The following is an 18,097-nucleotide window of genomic DNA, read 5'->3' as shown; positions in this document are numbered from 1 at the left end:
TAACAAAGAATTGTCTGAATAATGATTCTTCACAGCATAGCTGTTTGATTAATAGTCGTTATTTTTTTTGTTGGCAGGCATGGAGTAATTAAAGTGATGTAAAGAACGGTAAAAAAAAACCGAATGCGAGGCATCCGGTTGAAATAGGGGTAAACAGGCATTCAGAACTGAATGACGGTAATAAATAAAGTTAATGATGATAGCGTGGATAATTTTAGTCCCGGATGACGTTTTTGTTTTACCATTCAGTGCTATAGATTGGTCTCTTTTTAATGTGTTGATTTTATTTGTTTATTTTTATTTTTTGATTATTAGTGCTTATTTTGTTGCGTTTTTTATGCCTAAAAAAGTTCCCTTTCATTTACAAATTGAAATATTTTGCGGGTATTTTGAAACACCTTAGAAGTTTTAGTATCATATTCTTATTGGATTATTCTGCATTTTGCAGCACAATGAAATGGCCGGCTGATTAGAAGGGTAATCAGTAAGCAGTGGAATAATAAAGGCATATAACAAACAGAGGGTTAATAACATGAAAGTTAAAGTACTGTCCCTCCTGGTACCGGCTCTGCTGGTAGCAGGCGCAGCAAATGCGGCTGAGGTTTATAACAAAGACGGCAATAAATTAGACCTGTACGGTAAAATCGACGGTCTGCACTATTTCTCTGATGATAAGAGCAACGATGGCGACCAGACCTACATGCGTCTGGGCATCAAAGGCGAAACTCAGATCAATGACCAACTGACCGGTTACGGCCAGTGGGAATACAACGTTCAGGCGAACAACACTGAAAGCTCAAGCGATCAGTCATGGACGCGTCTGGCGTTTGCCGGTCTGAAATTCGGCGATGCGGGTTCTATCGATTACGGTCGTAACTACGGCGTAGTATACGACGTGACTTCCTGGACCGACGTTCTGCCGGAATTCGGTGGTGACACCTACGGTTCCGACAACTTCATGCAGCAGCGTGCTAACGGCCTTGCAACCTACCGTAACTCTGATTTCTTCGGTCTGGTTGATGGCCTGAACTTTGCCCTGCAATACCAGGGTAAAAACGGCAGCGTAAGCGGCGAAGGCGCGACCAATAACGGTCGTGACTGGAACAAACAGAACGGCGACGGCTTCGGTACCGCTGTAACCTATGACATCTGGGATGGCATTAGCGCTGGTTTCGCATACTCTCACTCTAAACGTACCAGCGATCAGAACACCGAAACTGAACTGGGCCGCGGTGACAACGCTGAAACCTATACCGGTGGTCTGAAATATGACGCCAACAATATTTACCTGGCGACTCAGTACACCCAGACCTATAACGCAACTCGCGCGGGCAGCCTGGGCTTTGCGAACAAAGCGCAGAACTTCGAAGTGGTTGCCCAGTATCAGTTCGACTTCGGTCTGCGTCCGTCTGTAGCTTACCTGCAGTCCAAAGGTAAAGATCTGGAAAACGGTTACGGCGATCAGGATATCCTGAAATATGTTGATGTCGGCGCGACCTACTACTTCAACAAAAACATGTCCACCTACGTTGACTACAAAATCAACCTGCTGGATGACAACAGCTTCACTCGTAACGCCGGTATCTCTACCGACGACATCGTTGCTCTGGGCCTGGTTTACCAGTTCTAAGCACGCTGAAGTTGCTAAAAAGGCGCCGATGGCGCCTTTTTTTATGCCCGGTTTAATCTTGCTGGTGTACTCTTTGGCTCTTAGCAAGAGGAAGCCAATTTTTATGGATATGACTTTTTTCCGCGCCACCCTGGTTGGGGTTTGCGTACTGTTTTCAGGTTGTGATTCAGCCACATCTCCCCAGGAACCCAAATCCGCCGTCACCGTGCTGGAGGGGAAAACCATGGGCACATTCTGGCGGGTCAGCGTGATAAATGTTGATCAGGCAAAGGATCAGGCGCTGCGCCAGAAAATTCAGGCACAATTAGATGCTGACGACCGCCTGCTCTCTACCTGGAAGAATGATTCAGCGCTGATGCGTTTTAACCATTTCTCCGGCACCACGCCGTGGCCGGTCAGCGAAGCGATGGCGGATATCGTCACCATGTCGCTGCGCATTGGCGCCAAAACCCATGGCGCGATGGATATAACCGTGGGACCGCTGGTGAATTTATGGGGCTTTGGCCCGGATAAACAACCGGTAAAAACGCCGGATCCGCAGCAGATCGCCGCGGCAAAAGCGCGTACTGGGTTACAGCATCTGACGGTGATTAACCAGGCCGATAAGCAGTTTTTGCAAAAAGACATTCCGGATCTGTTTGTCGATCTTTCTACCGTAGGTGAAGGTTATGCCGCCGATCATTTAGCGCGCCTGATGGAACAGGAAGGGATTTCGCGTTACCTGGTTTCGGTGGGCGGCGCGCTGGTGAGTCGGGGAATGAACGGCGAAGGGCACCCGTGGCGGGTGGCGATCCAGAAACCGACCGATCGTGAAAATGCGGTGCAGGCGATCGTCGATATTAACGGCCACGGTATCAGTACCTCAGGTAGCTATCGCAACTACTATGAACTGGATGGCAAGCGTATTTCGCACATTATCGATCCGCAAACCGGGTGCCCGATCGATCACAAGCTGGTTTCGGTTACCGTGATCGCCCCGACGGCGCTGGAAGCTGACGGCTGGGATACCGGACTGATGGTGCTGGGACCGGATAAAGCGCAGGATGTGGTACGTGAACAGGGGCTGGCGGTCTATATGATTGTTAAAGAAGGGGAAGGATTTAAAACCTGGATGTCGCCGCAGTTTCGCACTTTTCTTGTCGGTGAGAAAAATTAAACAGCAAGATTTCGGGTTTTTGATAACGGAGTTCGGCCCAGACTGAAGATACACTTAGTGCTTATCCCATCGGGGTGTTTGACTTGTCAGTTTGCGGTCGGCCATGGGCGAAAAACGCGTTGTGTTTTGAACGTACTTCAACGCGGCCGGGAGGGAGAGCGAAGCGCTTCCGGATTCCGACTGACAGGCCAATAACCCCCCGTAGGGAGGCGCTGCTTACCGCAGGAGTCCGTTATGAAACCGATAATGATTGATACCGATGCGCGTCGCTGGCAGGCCGTATGCGAACGCGATGTTCGCGCCGATGGTCAGTTTGTGTTTGCCGTGCTGACTACCGGAATTTGCTGTCGCCCATCCTGCCGTTCGCGACGGGCATTGCGGGAAAATGTCCGCTTTTATCCCTCCGTTGACGCCGCGCTGGCGGCAGGTTTTCGCCCGTGTAAACGTTGCCAGCCGGAAAAAATCGATCCGCAGCAGCAGAAGGTGGATAAAGTCGCAGCTGCCTGTCGATTGCTGGAGCAGGAGGCGCCGATAACGCTGGACACACTGGCGCGTCAGCTTGCGGTCAGTCCGTTTCATTTTCATCGTCTCTTTAAATCTGTCACCGGTATGACCCCCAAGGCCTGGCAACAGGCCTGGCGCGCCCGTCGCTTACGCGAAGCGCTGGCTCAGGGGGAAAAGGTCACCGATGCGGCGTTGTCCGCCGGTTTTCCGGATAACAGCAGTTACTATCAGCAGGCCGATGCCGCGCTGGGGATGACCGCCAGTCAGTTTCGTCGTGGCGGCGACAAGACTGATATTACCTGGATATGCGGCGACGGTCCTCTGGGGCGCTGCCTGGTCGCAGAAAGCGAACGAGGCGTATGCGCCGTATTGCCGGGAGAGAATGACGCCTCGCTCTATGAGGAATTAGCCCGAATATTTCCCAATGCACGCCTGGTGCCGGGTGACGACGTTTTTCGCCAACGGGTGGCGCAAGTATTTACGCATCTTAACGATTTCCGCCAGCCATTCTCTTTACCGCTCGATTTGCGCGGTACGGCGTTTCAGCTTCAGGTCTGGCAGGCGTTGCGGCAGATCCCGGCGGGCGAAACCCGCAGCTATCGTCAGGTCGCGCAAAGCATTGGCCGTCCCCGCGCGGTCAGGGCTGTGGCGAGCGCTTGCGCCGCCAACAGGCTGGCGCTGGTGATTCCCTGCCATCGGGTTGTCCGTGAGGGAGGGGCGTTATCCGGCTATCGCTGGGGGAGGGCGCGCAAAGCGCTGCTGCTGGCGCGCGAAGCACAAACCGAGGAGAACTGATGCTCGATCTTTTTGCCGATACGCCGCCCTGGCAGGAGCCGCTGGCACCGGGGGCGATCGTTTTACGTCGCTACGCCCGCGAGCGCGCTGCGGGACTTTTGCAGGTCATCGCCGATATTGCCCGCCGCTCGCCTTTTCGTCAGATGGTAACGCCCGGTGGTTATACCATGTCGGTGGCGATGACCAACTGCGGCGAACTGGGCTGGACCACGGATCAGCATGGATATCTCTACGCTAATACCGATCCGCTCACGGGCCAGCGCTGGCCGCCGATGCCGCAGCTTTTCCGTGAGCTGGCCTCAGATGCTGCCGCCGCTTGCGGCTATGCGCAATTTGCGCCAGATGCGTGCCTGATAAACCGTTATCAGCCGGGGGCGAAGCTGTCGTTACATCAGGATAAAGATGAACACGACCTGCGTGCGCCGATCGTGTCCGTTTCGCTGGGGCTGCCGGCAATATTTCAGTTCGGTGGCTTGAAGCGTAACGACCCACTACAGCGGGTACTGCTGGAACACGGTGACGTGGTGGTCTGGGGCGGGAAATCACGACTGTTTTATCATGGTATCCAGGCGTTGAAAGAGGGAATGCATCCGGCGACCGGCGCCTGCCGTTATAATCTCACTTTTCGTCTGGCGGGCAATAAAAATGAGAATTATTCTTGCCGTTACCGGCGAGCCGTTTAAACTGCTGGCTGTTTTTGCTTGCCCGGATTCGGTGTTATGGAACTTCTTCTTCTTGTCTGGCGCCAGTATCGCTGGCCGTTTATTGCCGTCATTGCCCTGAGTCTGCTCAGTGCGGCGTTGGGTATCGGGCTTATCGCCTTTATTAATCTGCGCCTGATTGCCATTGTGGATACCTCCCTGACGGTTTTACCGGAATTCCTCGGATTGTTGCTGCTGCTGATGGCCGTCACGCTCGGCTCGCAGCTGGCGCTGACCACGCTCGGCCACCATTTCGTTTATCGCCTGCGCGGAGAATTTATTAAACGTATCCTTGATAGCCAAATCGAGACGATTGAGAAAATCGGCAGCGCGTCGCTGCTGGCCGGGTTAACCAGCGATATTCGCAATATTACTATTGCCTTCGTGCGCCTGCCTGAGCTGGTGCAGGGGATCATTCTGACCTTCGGTTCCGCCGCCTATCTGGCCTGGCTATCGGGGAAAATGATGTTGATTACCGCGCTTTGGCTGGCATTGACCATCTGGGGCGGCTTTATACTGGTCTCACGCGTCTATAAACATATGGCTTTGTTGCGCGAAAGCGAAGATAAGCTGTATCACGATTATCAGACGGTGCTGGAAGGGCGCAAGGAGCTGACCCTTAACCGCGAACGCGCTGAATATGTATTTAACCAGCTTTACCTCCCGGATGCGCGTGAATATCGGCATCATATTGTGCGTGCCGATACCTTCCACCTGAGCGCGGTTAACTGGTCGAATATAATGATGCTTGGTGCCATTGGCCTGGTTTTCTGGATGGCCAATAGCCTGGGCTGGGCCGATACCGCGGTGGCGGCGACCTACTCATTAACCTTGTTATTTCTGCGCACGCCGCTGCTTTCGGCGGTGGGGGCGCTGCCCACTCTGCTCAGCGCTCAGGTGGCGTTTAATAAGCTGCGTCAGTTTTCGCTCGCGCCCTATCGCGCCGAATTTCCGCGGGCGCAGGCCAATCCTCACTGGCAGACACTGGAACTGCGCGATGTGGTGTTCCATTATCCCGATAACCGCTTTTCGGTAGGGCCTGTCAATATGACGCTGCAACGCGGCGAGCTGATATTTCTGATTGGCGGCAACGGTAGCGGAAAATCAACCCTGGCCATGCTACTGACCGGTTTGTATCAGCCGTGTGCCGGGCAGATTCTGCTGGATGGACAACCAATAGCGGCGGATAAACCGGAAGATTACCGTAAGCTATTCTCCGCCGTATTTACCGACGTCTGGCTATTCGACAGGTTGCTGGGGCCGGAAGGGAAAGCGGCCGATCCCGCGCTGGTGGACAAGTGGCTGGATTATCTACAAATGGGGCATAAGCTGCCGCTGGATAACGGTAAAATTCTCGATCTGAAACTTTCGAAAGGGCAAAAAAAGCGGGTGGCGCTGTTGCTGGCGCTGGCTGAAGAGCGCGATATCATCATGCTGGATGAATGGGCTGCAGATCAGGACCCGCATTTCCGCCGTGAATTTTATCAGGTATTGCTGCCGCTCATGCGGCAAATGGGGAAAACCATTTTTGCCATCAGCCACGATGACCACTATTTTCAGCATGCCGACAGGCTGCTGGAAATGCGCGGTGGTCAACTGGCGGTGCTGACGGGCGAAGAGCGAGCGCAGGCAAGCCGCGATGCGGTCGCCCGTACCGCCAGATAAACGTTGATACCTCTCCGGGAGGTTCTCTTCGGGGCTTCCCGCCATCCGCTGTTTTTTCCATCGACTGAATGCCTGGCGGTTATTATTTCCGTCTCCTCGCGCTATGCTTAATGCTTCCGGCCTGCTGGTCTGAGAGATATTTCACAAGGATTGCCTGATCGATGTCCGTTTTGCATAAAAAAAGCGCCAGGCTGCGCGACGAAGAGCGTGCCCGCCTCATCTGGCTACTGAGCACTGATAAAGCCGTCACATCTTCACTGTTGGGTAAATTAACCCTGGCTGAACGCTATGATGACGGTACTCTTCACGACGATCTGGCGGAAGTGGGCGCGCTGGTTTCGCACCTGCCGCCGCCGGATCTTGCCGATGCGCTGGAAGCGTTGCCTTATGACGCCCGTAACGCGCTCTGGCGACTGGTGGCCGACGACAAACGTGGCGAGGTGCTGCTGGAGGCGTCGGAAAGCGTCAGGGGCGATCTCATCGATAAGATGAGCGATCATGACCTGCTGTTTGCCTTACAAAATCTGGATATTGATGAGCAGGTCTATCTGCTGCAACACTTGCCGCGTGATCTGACCGGGCGACTGTTGGCCACGCTGTCGCCGGATAAGCGCGCGCGTATTCGCCAGATGATGCGCTACGCTGACAATACCGTCGGCGCAATTATGGAGTTCGAGGTTATCACCGTCCGCCCGGAGGCCACCCTTGCGGCGGTTCAGCGCTATCTGCGGCGATTGGGCAAAATGCCGGAAAACACCGATAAGCTGTTTGTGACCACCCGCAACAAGCTGCTGCTTGGCGAACTGGAACTGCAAACGATTCTGCTCAACGATACGCGTAAGCGAGTCGGGGAGGTGATGGAAGGCGATCCGATTACTTTTCAGCCGCATGAGGATGCGGAGAAAGTCGCCCGTACTTTCGAACGTGATAACTTACTTAGCGCCGCGGTGATTGACGCAGAAGGCGTGCTGATGGGGCGTTTGACCATTGATGAGATCGTTGATGTTGTTTATGAAGAGACGGATAACGATTTACGCCGGATGGGGGGACTGAGCAATGAGGATGATGTTTTCGCCCCGGTAAGCAAAGCGGTGAAAACCCGCTGGGCCTGGCTGGCGGTGAATCTCTGCACTGCCTTTATTGCTTCCCGCGTTATTGATGGTTTCGAACATACCATTTCCCAACTGGTCGCCCTGGCGTCGTTGATGCCGATTGTCGCCGGGATCGGCGGTAATACCGGTAATCAGACGATCACCATGATTGTGCGGGCGATGGCGTTGCAGCTTATTCAGCCGGGCAGCTTTTCGTTTTTGCTCCTCAGAGAGATGGGGGTCGCGCTGATCAACGGCATTGTCTGGGGCGGGATTATGGGCGCGATTACCTGGTGGCTATATGACGACCCCCAGCTTGGCGGCGTAATGATGCTGGCGATGATGTTAAACCTGCTGATGGCGGCGATGATGGGCGTGATTATCCCGATGGTGATGGTCAGACTGGGGCGCGATCCGGCGGTCGGCTCCAGTGTGATGATTACCGCTATCACCGATACCGGGGGGTTCTTTATTTTTCTCGGGCTGGCGACGCTTTTCCTGATGTAACCGGCGCTTTGTTGCGCAGGCGGCGGGGGATCAGCGCCATGGAGAGCAGACCTGCCAGGACGCCAATCGCCAGATTACTGGTGCCGACGGTGGCGCCGACGGTCACCAGCATTACCAGGGTTTCCGGCCACGGCGTCCGCGCGATCTCCGTCGGGCGAATGCTGTGCCAACTAAAAGTTTTCACCGCCACAATCACCATCACACCGGCGAGAACGGCCATCGGGATTCTCGCCATCACTTCGCTTAGTCCGGTGACCAGCAACAGTAGCACCAGGCCAGCGGCAAGGGTGGAGATCCGGCTACGCGCTTTGCCCATTTCAACGTTGACAATGGTCTGGCCGATCATCGCGCACCCGGCAATACCGCCGTAAAACCCGGCGAGAATATTCGCGATGCCCAGACCTGCGCTCTCGCGCGCTTTGCCGGAAGGGGTTTGCGTTAGATCATCAACTAATTTCGCCGTCAGCAATGATTCCATCAAACCCACAAAGGCGATACTCAGCGCGCAGGGCCAGATGATTTGCAAGGTTGTGATATCCAGCGGCACCATCAGGGTGTTCAGACCCGGCAAGCCGCCACGCATTGAGCCTTCATCCCCGACCGTTGGCAGTAATTGCCCGCTGGTGACGGTAAACAGCGTGAGCAGCACAATCGCAATCAACGGGGAAGGGATCGCTTTAATGTAACGTGGCGCCCATAATACGATCAGCAGCGTTAACAGGAATAAGCCGATAATCAGCGGCTGTTTACTCCAGAAATGGGGGATCTGGGCGAAAAAGATCAGGATCCCGAGGGCGTTAACAAAACCGGTCATGACCGCCTGCGGGATAAAGCGCATCAGCCGCGCCATGCCGCAAACGGCAAACAAAATTTGAATTATGCCTGCCAGAATAACCGCCGGAAGGATATAGCCGACGCCATATTGATGCACCATCGGCCCGATGACCAGCGCCACCGAACCGGCTGCCGCGGTGACCATGGCCGGTCTGCCGCCCAGTACCGACATGGCAAGGCATAACACCACCGAAGCGATCAGGCTAACCTTCGGATCAACGCCGGCAATAACGGAAAAAGAGATGACTTCGGGTATGAGGGCCAGTGCGGTCAGTGCGCCTGCCAGGGTTTCACGTGTCAGCAGCGCGGGAGAACGCACTATCTGGCGTAATGTGCCGACGTTAGCGGAGAGCGCGGAGTCAGAAACGGGTGGCATAAAAAAAGTTCGCAGAATATAAATAAAAGTGAGTATTGTCAGACGATGCTAACGTGCGGTCTGTCACAAAACCGAGGATGATAGCGCGGAATCGTTCCTGATACCAGTACAAAATGTGATTTATGATACACATTTATTAAACATTTTTATAACAGATCTCAAAACTCAACTTAAATTTTAAACAATATTTAAATTATTTTTCTTCGGTGCTACCTTTGGAGTCGAGAATCGTTTCACCTGCGCTAAATAAAAAAGCGAGTAAAGTAAGGCTCAAATCCGATGAAGAAAAAGATGGCCGTACCCAGCTCACAGGCGGTTGGTTCCAATAACACTCGGACCCACACCCGCCATGAGCAAGAGACGGATGTATTGCTGATTGGCGGCGGCATCATGAGCGCCACGTTGGGAACCTGGCTGCAGGAACTGGAGCCGGAGTGGTCTATTACCATGGTTGAGCAGATGTCCAGCGTTGCGGAAGAGAGCTCAAACGGATGGAATAACGCAGGGACCGGCCATGCGGCGCTGATGGAGCTGAACTATACGCCGCAAACCGCTAATGGAATCAATATTGATAAAGCGGTTGATATCAACGAATCTTTCCAGATCTCTCGTCAGTTTTGGGCGCATCAGGTGACGCGTGGCATTCTGAAAAAGCCGAAATCTTTCATTAATAGCGTGCCGCACATGAGTTTTGTGTGGGGCGAAGACAACGTCAATTTTTTGCGCGCCCGCTATGCGGCACTGCAACAAAGCGAACTGTTCCGCGGTATTCGCTACTCTGAAGATCATCAGCAAATTAAAGCGTGGGCACCGCTGGTAATGGAAGGGCGCGATCCGCAGCAGAAGGTTGCCGCGACTCGCTCGGAAGCAGGCACTGATGTGAACTACGGCGAAATTACCCGTCAGCTGATTGCCGGGCTGCAAACCCATGAAAATTTTTCTCTCCAGTTGAGTACCGTTGTGCGCCGCTTTAAGCGCAATGCGGATGAGAGCTGGAGCGTCACCCTGGCGGATGCCAACAATCGTCATCAGAAACGGGTCATTAAAGCGAAATTTATCTTTATCGGCGCCGGTGGCGCTGCGCTAACCTTGCTACAGGAAACCGGTATTCCACAAGCCAAAGAGTACGCGGGTTTCCCGGTCGGTGGACAGTTCCTGGTGTGCGAGAACCCGGAAGTGGTTAATCACCATCTGGCTAAAGTTTATGGTCAGGCGGAGGTTGGCGCGCCGCCGATGTCCGTTCCCCATATCGACACCCGGATTATCGACGGCAAGCGCGTGGTGCTGTTCGGACCGTTTGCCACATTCTCTACGCGTTTCCTGAAAAACGGTTCGCTGTGGGATCTGCTGGCTTCCACCAATACGTCAAATATCATGCCGATGCTTAACGTGGGCCTGGATAACTTTGATCTGGTGAAATACCTGATTAGCCAGGTGCTGCAAAAAGACAAAGATCGTCATGCGGCGCTGTGCGAGTATTATCCTGAAGCGCGTAAAGAAGACTGGCGCCTCTGGCAGGCCGGTCAACGGGTGCAGATTATCAAACGCGATGAGAAAAAAGGCGGCGTGCTGCGCCTGGGAACCGAAGTGGTCAGTGATGATGACGGTACGGTGGCCGCGCTACTCGGCGCATCGCCGGGCGCTTCCACCGCGGCGCCAATTATGCTGCAACTGATGGAAAAAGTCTTTAAGGATAAGGTCAATTCGGCAGAATGGCAGGCGAAACTGAAAGCGATTATACCAAGCTACGGTACGCGACTGGATGGCAATGCCGCGGAAGTTGAAAAGGCGCTGGCGTGGACCAGCGAGGTTCTGGAGCTGCACTATGCGCCGCACACGGCGCCCGATGATGTTCCGCAGGCGGAACTGAAGCCGTTGACTACAGGTCAGTCTGTCGCGGATATTGCGTTGTAATCCGTTATCCGGCGGCTAAGCCGCCGGACGCTCTCTGAAGCATTAACGGGTACGGCAAGGCAGAGCATCTTCAACCTCCCGTCGTGCGCCGCGCTACTCCTCGTGATTTTTTCCCTCTTCTAAAAAATCTTCATCTATCTCATCAATGTTTCCGGCGTGATCGCGGCCGGACAGCAGGTTCCAGCAGGCGATAAACAACGCGGCAATCAGCGGGCCAATAACAAATCCGTTGATGCCGTAGATTTCCATTCCGCCAATTGTGGTGATCAGGATCAGGTAGTCGGGCATTTTGGTATCTTTGCCGACCAGCAAAGGGCGCAGGATGTTATCCACCAGACCAACGATAATCACAAAGAAGCCGACGATAAAGGCTCCCTGCCAGAGCTGGGCGGTGGCGAAGAGATAGATGGCCGCAGGGACCCAGATAATCGCCGCGCCGACGGCCGGAATCAGCGACAGGAATGCCATTAGCGCGCCCCACAGGATGCTGCCATCAATACCGACGATCCAGAATGCCAGCCCACCCAGCGCGCCCTGAGCAAGCGCTACCGCGACGGTGCCTTTTACCGTCGCCCGGGCGACAGCGGCAAATTTAGCGAAAAGATGCTGCTTAACGTGGGTTGATAGCGGCAGCGATTCGAGAATCAGCCTGACGAGGTATGGGCCATCTTTTAGCAGGAAAAACAGCAGATAAAGCATGATGCCGAAGCTGATGGTAAAACCGAAAGTCCCTTTACCGATCAAAAATGCGCTACCGGCAAGGTACTGACCACCTTTTAGCGCAACCGAAGAAAGCTGCCGTTGGATTTGTTCGGCGCTATCAAGATTATGCTCAGCGAGGAAGCTGCGGGCCCATTCCGGCAGGTGAGCAAACAGGCTGGCAACCACCGCCGGGAACTGGGTATCATTATGCTGAAGTTTGCTGTAAACGACATTCAATTCAAAGGCCAGAGACGAGAGAATGATCGCCAGCGGAGTAAAAACGATCAGGCAGATAATGATAATTGTCAGCAGCGCCGCCAGGCCGTTGCGCTCTCCGAGTTTACCGCGCAGCGTGTTCTTCACCGGATGGAAGATCACCGACAGAATCGCGGCCCATAAAATGGCTGAATAATAGGGCGAGAGAACGTCGAAAAAAGCGAGGGTGACGATCAGCACTATCAGAATGAAAAAGCCTTTTGTAAGTCCATTAACTCTCATGTAAATCCTTCAAAAAATGACGTATAGAATAAAATAATAGAAGCTTTTCCACGATTTACAATCTGATTGATTTTCATGCTTCAGTAAGCAAAGGGGGAGGGGAATAAGGCCATTAAAAACCGGATATGGGAGCAGGGGCTGCGTTGATTGTGACGATGTACGCTCTGGCGGCCAGTCCGGATGCGCGCTGTGTTCTCGTCAGGTTTTTTGATGCGCCCATCCTCCATGCGGTGAGCCGGAGAAAGCCGCAGATGCAGCAGTAACTCCCAAGGCACTGTCGGTCATAAAAAGGGCATAAAAAACAGACGAGATTGTCAGTCTTGCCGCCGCATCAGGCTTTCGCCGAACCCACCGAAAAGTGATTCCCGTTGGCAAATACAACAGCGAATAACGCTGATGCCTCGCTTAACCGATGATGAGCATCAGGCAGCGCTTCTATTTTTTACGCATGGTTTACCGGTATTGTCATTTGTGAACGGAGTAGTACAGATATGTTGATTTTTTATCCGTGCTGTGAATAAAGTAGGGGGTGTCGTTTATCAATCTTGCGGAAACTGCTTATGTTTCATCTTATCAGGCCAGACGCCATCGGCCGTTTACCGTACCATCGGGACTCGCGGTGAAAAAAAACCAATACTTCGGGCCTGCGGCCGATTTTGCTATACGGACAACGCTGGCCGCTGCGGGTAGCATGCTTTTTGCTACCTGGCTGGGTTTTCATCACCCCTGGTGGGCCGCAATGACCGTCTGGCTGGTGGCGCAACCGACCCGCGGGCTGCTGCTGGAGAGAATGATTGCGCGCTTTACCGGCAGCGCAGTTGGCGCACTGGCCGGTATGGCGATTCTGCTGTGTCTGCCGATGAAATCATTCGGGCAATTATTGGTGCTGACGCTGTGGTTAGCGGCCTGCGCGGGCATTGGCAGTTTCTTCCGCCAGTTCCGTAATTATGGCTTTGTGCTGGCAGGCTACACCGCCGCTGTTATCGTTATGTTCAGCTATTTTGAAGCGCACACCGACTCACGCCTGGCCATTGACCGCACGTTTTGTACCCTGACGGGGATAGTTTTCACCGGGCTTGCGGCTTTTCACAGTTTGTCCGGCAACCGTTTTTCCGTGCTGAGTCAGCGATTTACTCTCCTGATTAATACCGTGTTATCGCAGGTACCGTATGCGCCGACCGCAAAACAACTTGTTGATTATATCGGGACGATTACCCGTCTTAACGCCGAGCTCGATAAAGAATCGGCAGGCTCGCTTTCAGCAATGCGCCAGGCCCGACAAATGAAACGAACGCTGCTTGCCTTGCTGAATGTTATCGCCACGCTGGCAACGCCCCACGCTGTGGTAGCCCGACATCCAGAATACCGCGTTCCCACTGCGCCTGACCTTTCGGCGCTTATCCGCCAGGCATCTGTGTCCGATAACACGCTGCTGGCACAGTCTCTGACGGAACTGCAACAATGCCTGGCGGGCGTGCCGGAAAGCTACGGTTTTTTTTGCCGGTTGCGCCACCATGACTGGCTGGTTGTGCTGCATGCTGTGTTGCGTCCGGTCGGGGCGCTCGCGTTATCTGGCAGCCTGTGGTTACTCACGGGCTGGGAAACCGGCCCCATTATGGTGATGACTGCCGTGCTGTTCGCGTCATTATTTTCCAGTAACCCGCAGGGCAACACTGCTCTTGCGGATGTGCTGTCGGGGACGATCATCGGGGCGCTGGCGGGGTGTCTGTTCCGGCTGTGGATCTCGCCGCAACTGAGTCATGATGCCGGAGTGCTGGTGATTATTCTGTTTCTGATGACCGGGGCCTACCTGATGGCATGCCCGCGTACCAGCAAAATGGCTATCGACATCAATATGACCTTTCTGTTGGTGACGCAGCCTTTTTCGTCCCAACTACCTGCCACGGTCTCCGACGTATTGATGCAAAGTGGCGCGATTTTATCCGGCGCCACGATTGCCGCCCTCTGGTACTGGCTGGTATTACCCGCATCTCCTCGCAGCAGCCAGGCGCGCGCCGCACGGCGTCTCATCGGGATTGCGCGTCGTTTATCCCGCAGTACATCCCCTCAGGAGGTGTCGTGGCTGCTGCGATATGGTCAGTCGACGTTGATGCAGTTATTTGCCAGCCACAGCCATGATGCGCAGTTTATCAGGTCCGGGCTGCGCTATCTGCGTCAGGCACAGCGCAGTGTTATGCAGTTTCACGCTCACAATCACGAACGCGCGTTTCACAGCCAGAAAACCGACGCATATCCGCGTACAATGCTGGCGGCACGGCTGGTTCAGCGCTATCTCACCTGTAACCGGCGTTCATCGTAAACATCGGTCATATAGGGCGATTAACGAGGTGGAGGCTGGTTGCCTGCGTGGACGGTCTGAAGGGCTTCCCGGATGCGATAAACAGTGTCTACCCGCAGACCCATATCCAGCTGTGCATCATCCATATGGTACGTAACAGCCTGAAATACGTGTCGTGGAAGGACTACAAAGCCGTCACCAGCGGACTGAAAGCGATTTATCAGGCCCCGACCGAAGAGGTGGCGCTGATGGCGCTGGATGCGTTCGCGGGTGAGTGGGACAATAAGTATCCCCAAATCAGCAAAAGCTGGCGTGCGCACTGGGAAAAGCTGAATACGTTCTTCGGCTACCCGCCGGATATCCGCAAGGCTATCTACACCACGAATGCTATAGAATCGCTGAACAGCGTGATCCGTGCAGCCATAAAGAAACGCAAAGTGTTCCCGACGGACGACTCGGTACGGAAAGTTGTCTATCTGGCGATCAAAGATGCGTCAAAAAAATGGAGTATGCCGATCCAGAACTGGCGGCTGGCAATGAGTCGTTTTATTATCGAGTTCGGTGACCGCCTGAGCGATCACCTTTAATACGGTGGCAGTTACACAGAATTACGGACAGGCTCTATTCCCTCGGTGACTGCATTTTCAGCCCTTTATGGGGATGCCAGTTATTATAGTCTTCCATCCATTCCGTCAGTTTTTCCATTACGGTCACCGCACCCGGCAGCTCATTCACATACACGTAGTCCCGCTTGAACGTTTTCACGAACGATTCAGCCATCCCATTGCTCTCCGGACTGCGCACCGGCGTCGTACACACGATGAACCCGAGTGAGGCGGCGAACGTTCTTGTTGCGTCCGCTATGTAGCAACTGCCGTTATCGGTCAGCCACTCAACGGCGTGTGGCAGATAAAGCGTATTTCCAGAGCGCTTTTCTACACTCTCTGTCAGCAGATCCTGCACCATAACGCTGTTTATACCACCTGTTGTTGCCGACCAACTGATAGCTTCACGATCACAGCAGTCAAGGCTGAACACCACCCGCACGACTTCCTGATTCCAGCAGCGTATTTCGAAGCCATCTAAGCACCAGCGCGTATCCGGCTTAAGTGTCACGACGTTGCCTGTACGACTGCTTGCTGGCTTTTTATGGCCTGATTTTGCCAGCAACAGGTTATTTGCCTGCATGATCCGATAAATGCGTTTGGGGTTAATCCGCCAGTTTTGTTCCCTCAGAGCACGATTGAGGTGCGCAGTCACGCGGCGATAGCCGTTTGTCGCCCGCTCGCTGCATATCTGGCGGATAAGCGGCAACAGTCGGGCATCATCGTCTTTGCTGTAGCGTGCTGACCGGTGCTGGCGTTTCTCCAGCAACCGGTCATACAGATTCGAACGTGATACACGTAGCACTTCAGCTATTCGGATGAGGGGGTATCGTCCGGTGGCAGCAATGGCATGCGTGATATCAACTTTTTTGCCTGTGCTATCTCAAGCGCGTCCCGAAGGATTTCGTCTTCCATCGTTTTGCGTCCCAGCATCTGTTCAAGCTGTTTGACTTTTTTCTCCAGCGCTTTGACTTCGGAGACGCTGACCACCTCCTCTCCTGCGGCGATCGCAGACTTCCCACCATCGTTCATGAGTCGTTTCCACTTAAAAAGAAGACTGGGTGTGATGCCATATTGCCGGGCAACGAGTGAGACGGTGTAGCCGGGCTGCATGGAGAGCGCAACAAAACGGGCTTTCTCTTCGGGAGTATAACGGCGGCGCTTTTGCTCGCCAGTGATCACTTCGATTCTTTGCACAGGAGACTCCTTAAACATAGCTCTATGACTATGTCTTACTGGCGAAGTGTCCGGTTTAAACGGGGGCTATTACAGCGTTATTATTGGTTATGCCAGTAGCGGCACACTATCCTCTATTGTCTATGGTGTGGCAAAGTTTGGTGCGGCAATGATGCTCGGCGGCGTCGTCCAGATGCTTTCCCCCCAGCCAGCAGGACTGGCCCGTAAAGAATCGCCTGATAACAAAGCCAGCTACGCCTTTGGCGGAGTAACCAATACCACATCGCAGGGTTACCCGGTCGGCCTGCTGTACGGTAAACGGCGAATTGGCGGCGCAATTATCTCTGCCGGAATTTATGTGGAGGATCAACGGTAGAGCACGTCACGCGCCGACGAGGCTCTCCAGCGGAATGCCGAATTGTGAATGAAGGCGGCGAATCATCGGCAGCGTCAGGTTGCGTGTTCCGTTCAGGATCTCATACACGCGGTTTGACTTGCCGATTGCTGGTTCAAGGTCTTTAACGGTCAGACCCTGTTGCTCCATACGGAATTTGATTGCCTCAACAGGTGATGGAGGAACGATCGGGTAGTGTTTTTTCTCATACTCTTCAATGAGTAAGCACATTACCTCGAAGTAGTCTCCTTCAGGGGTGTCGAGTTCTGGTTCGTTATCGAACATGGGTTCCACTGCCCGAAGGGCGGCGAGGTAGTCATGCTCAGTTCTGATTGGTTTAACGTTCATGGTTTACTCCATCTCAATCGTTTCTGCGTCTATGGCGTCGTATTGCCTGTGCGTTCCGATGAACTTAACGAACATCCATCCGCGCTGATAGGCAATGGCTACGATTAACCGGTAGTTATTCCCCTTTATATTAAATACCACTCGCCTGTTTTTCAGAATGCTGGCGCTACGGTATTGCTCTTTAATTTCTGCCGGGGTTTTCCAGTTGGCCTTTGTTGCCTCATCCACCCAGGCCCGTAGCGGTTGTTCTGCATCGGGATACTCCGCCCAAAAATCCTTCAGGTTTTTAACCGAGATTATCTTCATAGACCCATCATAGTCCCATAATGGGACTGTGTAAAGTCAGTATTCAAACTCCACCTCCGGGTGCAATGCCGTTCACTTAAGCAAATCATCGGTGTTATCTTTTGTTTTATTTGCCTGTGGCAATTGCATTATCGGTGGTTTAACGAAAATCTGATTCTGTTGATTCGCTTACTGAGCTGATACGGGCTGAAATATAAAGGATATAACTTTTTTTATGACTTTCAGCCTCTGAAAAGCCCCTGACGAATAACGGACTCACCGCATGGGGGTTGGGCGCATCAAGGAAACCTGGCGAGAACGCAGGCGCGCATCCAGGACTGGCCGCCAGGACGGCGGCCAGAGGGCGGGTCGAGACAGGGACGTCGAGTCCCGCCCGGTCCGCCAGATGAAGCCGGAGTGGAGCGGACCGCGGAGCGGCAGGTTTTCAGCGCCATGCCGGGGGTGCAGGGGGACGGGCGAAACGTCCCCCTGCCCGTTCACACGCTGTGGATATAACGAATATCCGCGTATTTATAGTGAACGGAACAGGCCACGGAATCTGAATGGGCGAAAATGAAAAATGCGTCATGCTCGCCAGAACCACCGATTGACAGAAC

At 53.7% G+C, this 18,097-nt stretch carries 13 protein-coding genes and 2 pseudogenes; 10 read left to right on the top strand and 5 right to left on the bottom strand.

Annotated features, from left to right (window positions below; genetic code table 11):
- Nucleotides 1-532 precede the first annotated feature (532 nt).
- From FE839_RS13520 to mgtE, 6 genes are all read left to right on the top strand, one after another.
- Complete coding sequence (locus FE839_RS13520) at nt 533-1,630, top strand: porin OmpC (protein WP_138361327.1); 1,098 nt, start codon at nt 533-535, stop codon at nt 1,628-1,630.
- A gap of 103 nt (nt 1,631-1,733) precedes the next feature.
- On the top strand, nt 1,734-2,786 hold the full coding sequence (apbE, locus tag FE839_RS13515) for an FAD:protein FMN transferase ApbE (RefSeq protein ID WP_138361326.1): 1,053 nt from the start codon (nt 1,734-1,736) through the stop codon (nt 2,784-2,786).
- A gap of 234 nt (nt 2,787-3,020) precedes the next feature.
- Entirely contained in the window at nt 3,021-4,085 is a 1,065-nt protein-coding gene (gene ada, locus FE839_RS13510) for a bifunctional DNA-binding transcriptional regulator/O6-methylguanine-DNA methyltransferase Ada (protein ID WP_138361325.1), read from the top strand.
- On the top strand, nt 4,085-4,768 hold the full coding sequence (gene alkB / locus FE839_RS13505; RefSeq protein ID WP_138361324.1) for a DNA oxidative demethylase AlkB: 684 nt from the start codon (nt 4,085-4,087) through the stop codon (nt 4,766-4,768). Before ada ends, alkB begins: the two co-directional genes overlap by 1 nt.
- Before the next feature lie 36 nt (nt 4,769-4,804).
- A complete protein-coding gene (locus FE839_RS13500; protein WP_138361323.1) occupies nt 4,805-6,451 on the top strand; it encodes a multidrug ABC transporter permease/ATP-binding protein in 1,647 nt (548 codons plus the stop codon).
- Between the two features lie 161 nt (nt 6,452-6,612).
- Nucleotides 6,613-8,049 (top strand): magnesium transporter, encoded by a 1,437-nt coding sequence (mgtE, locus tag FE839_RS13495; RefSeq protein ID WP_138361322.1) that lies wholly within the window; start codon nt 6,613-6,615, stop codon nt 8,047-8,049.
- Here the strand turns inward: mgtE and FE839_RS13490 are convergent.
- Nucleotides 8,012-9,259, bottom strand: coding sequence for a SulP family inorganic anion transporter (locus tag FE839_RS13490; RefSeq protein ID WP_138361321.1), 1,248 nt, complete (start codon nt 9,257-9,259; stop codon nt 8,012-8,014). The genes mgtE and FE839_RS13490 overlap by 38 nt on opposite strands.
- A gap of 279 nt (nt 9,260-9,538) precedes the next feature.
- Here FE839_RS13490 and mqo point away from each other — a divergent pair, with 279 nt between their 5' ends.
- Nucleotides 9,539-11,173: a malate dehydrogenase (quinone) gene (mqo, locus tag FE839_RS13485; protein WP_138361320.1), complete on the top strand. Its 1,635-nt coding sequence runs from the start codon at nt 9,539-9,541 to the stop codon at nt 11,171-11,173.
- A gap of 93 nt (nt 11,174-11,266) precedes the next feature.
- Here the strand turns inward: mqo and FE839_RS13480 are convergent, their stop codons facing one another.
- Nucleotides 11,267-12,373, bottom strand: a complete 1,107-nt coding sequence (locus tag FE839_RS13480; RefSeq protein ID WP_138361319.1) for an AI-2E family transporter — start codon at nt 12,371-12,373, stop codon at nt 11,267-11,269.
- Nucleotides 12,374-12,992: 619 nt separating this feature from the next.
- On the opposite strand from FE839_RS13480, the gene FE839_RS13475 reads away from it, so the two are divergent.
- Nucleotides 12,993-14,693 carry an FUSC family protein gene (locus FE839_RS13475; protein ID WP_138361318.1) on the top strand — a complete coding sequence of 567 codons (1,701 nt, stop codon included), beginning with the start codon at nt 12,993-12,995 and terminating at the stop codon, nt 14,691-14,693.
- Between the two features lie 35 nt (nt 14,694-14,728).
- Nucleotides 14,729-15,259, top strand: a pseudogene (locus FE839_RS13470) (IS256 family transposase); the annotation flags it as partial.
- Nucleotides 15,260-15,293: 34 nt separating this feature from the next.
- On the opposite strand, the gene FE839_RS24670 reads toward FE839_RS13470, so the two are convergent.
- Nucleotides 15,294-16,492, bottom strand: a protein-coding gene (locus FE839_RS24670) for an IS3 family transposase (RefSeq protein WP_171034882.1) whose coding sequence is annotated in 2 segments (ribosomal slippage) — nt 15,294-16,150 and nt 16,150-16,492 — 1,200 coding nt in all. Because the reading frame shifts where the segments join, the coding sequence is not laid out codon by codon here.
- A 118-nt stretch (nt 16,493-16,610) separates the two neighbouring features.
- On the opposite strand from FE839_RS24670, the pseudogene FE839_RS13455 reads away from it, so the two are divergent.
- A pseudogene (locus FE839_RS13455) lies at nt 16,611-16,829 on the top strand (tail assembly protein); the annotation flags it as partial.
- A gap of 6 nt (nt 16,830-16,835) precedes the next feature.
- Here the strand turns inward: FE839_RS13455 and FE839_RS13450 are convergent.
- Both FE839_RS13450 and FE839_RS13445 read right to left on the bottom strand, forming a co-directional pair.
- Nucleotides 16,836-17,195, bottom strand: coding sequence for a helix-turn-helix domain-containing protein (locus FE839_RS13450; RefSeq protein ID WP_138361316.1), 360 nt, complete (start codon nt 17,193-17,195; stop codon nt 16,836-16,838).
- 3 nt (nt 17,196-17,198) lie between these two features.
- Nucleotides 17,199-17,501, bottom strand: a complete 303-nt coding sequence (locus tag FE839_RS13445) for a type II toxin-antitoxin system HigB family toxin (RefSeq protein ID WP_138361315.1) — start codon at nt 17,499-17,501, stop codon at nt 17,199-17,201.
- Nucleotides 17,502-18,097: the final 596 nt, after the last annotated feature.

The sequence above is a fragment of the Klebsiella indica genome (genome assembly GCF_005860775.1).
Lineage (GTDB): Bacteria > Pseudomonadota > Gammaproteobacteria > Enterobacterales > Enterobacteriaceae > Klebsiella > Klebsiella indica.
Note: the sequence above shows the minus strand (reverse complement) of the source record. Positions and strands in the feature narration are given on the sequence as shown.

Bases quoted from the DNA above. Each gene is read 5' to 3' on its own strand.
- FE839_RS13520 (WP_138361327.1), top strand. From the start codon at position 533: ATGAAAGTTAAAGTACTGTCCCTCCTGGTACCGGCTCTGCTGGTAGCA.
- apbE (WP_138361326.1), top strand. From the start codon at position 1,734: ATGGATATGACTTTTTTCCGCGCCACCCTGGTTGGGGTTTGCGTACTG.
- ada (WP_138361325.1), top strand. From the start codon at position 3,021: ATGAAACCGATAATGATTGATACCGATGCGCGTCGCTGGCAGGCCGTA.
- alkB (WP_138361324.1), top strand. From the start codon at position 4,085: ATGCTCGATCTTTTTGCCGATACGCCGCCCTGGCAGGAGCCGCTGGCA.
- FE839_RS13500 (WP_138361323.1), top strand. From the start codon at position 4,805: ATGGAACTTCTTCTTCTTGTCTGGCGCCAGTATCGCTGGCCGTTTATT.
- mgtE (WP_138361322.1), top strand. From the start codon at position 6,613: ATGTCCGTTTTGCATAAAAAAAGCGCCAGGCTGCGCGACGAAGAGCGT.
- FE839_RS13490 (WP_138361321.1), bottom strand. From the start codon at position 9,259: ATGCCACCCGTTTCTGACTCCGCGCTCTCCGCTAACGTCGGCACATTA.
- mqo (WP_138361320.1), top strand. From the start codon at position 9,539: ATGAAGAAAAAGATGGCCGTACCCAGCTCACAGGCGGTTGGTTCCAAT.
- FE839_RS13480 (WP_138361319.1), bottom strand. From the start codon at position 12,373: ATGAGAGTTAATGGACTTACAAAAGGCTTTTTCATTCTGATAGTGCTG.
- FE839_RS13450 (WP_138361316.1), bottom strand. From the start codon at position 17,195: ATGAACGTTAAACCAATCAGAACTGAGCATGACTACCTCGCCGCCCTT.
- FE839_RS13445 (WP_138361315.1), bottom strand. From the start codon at position 17,501: ATGAAGATAATCTCGGTTAAAAACCTGAAGGATTTTTGGGCGGAGTAT.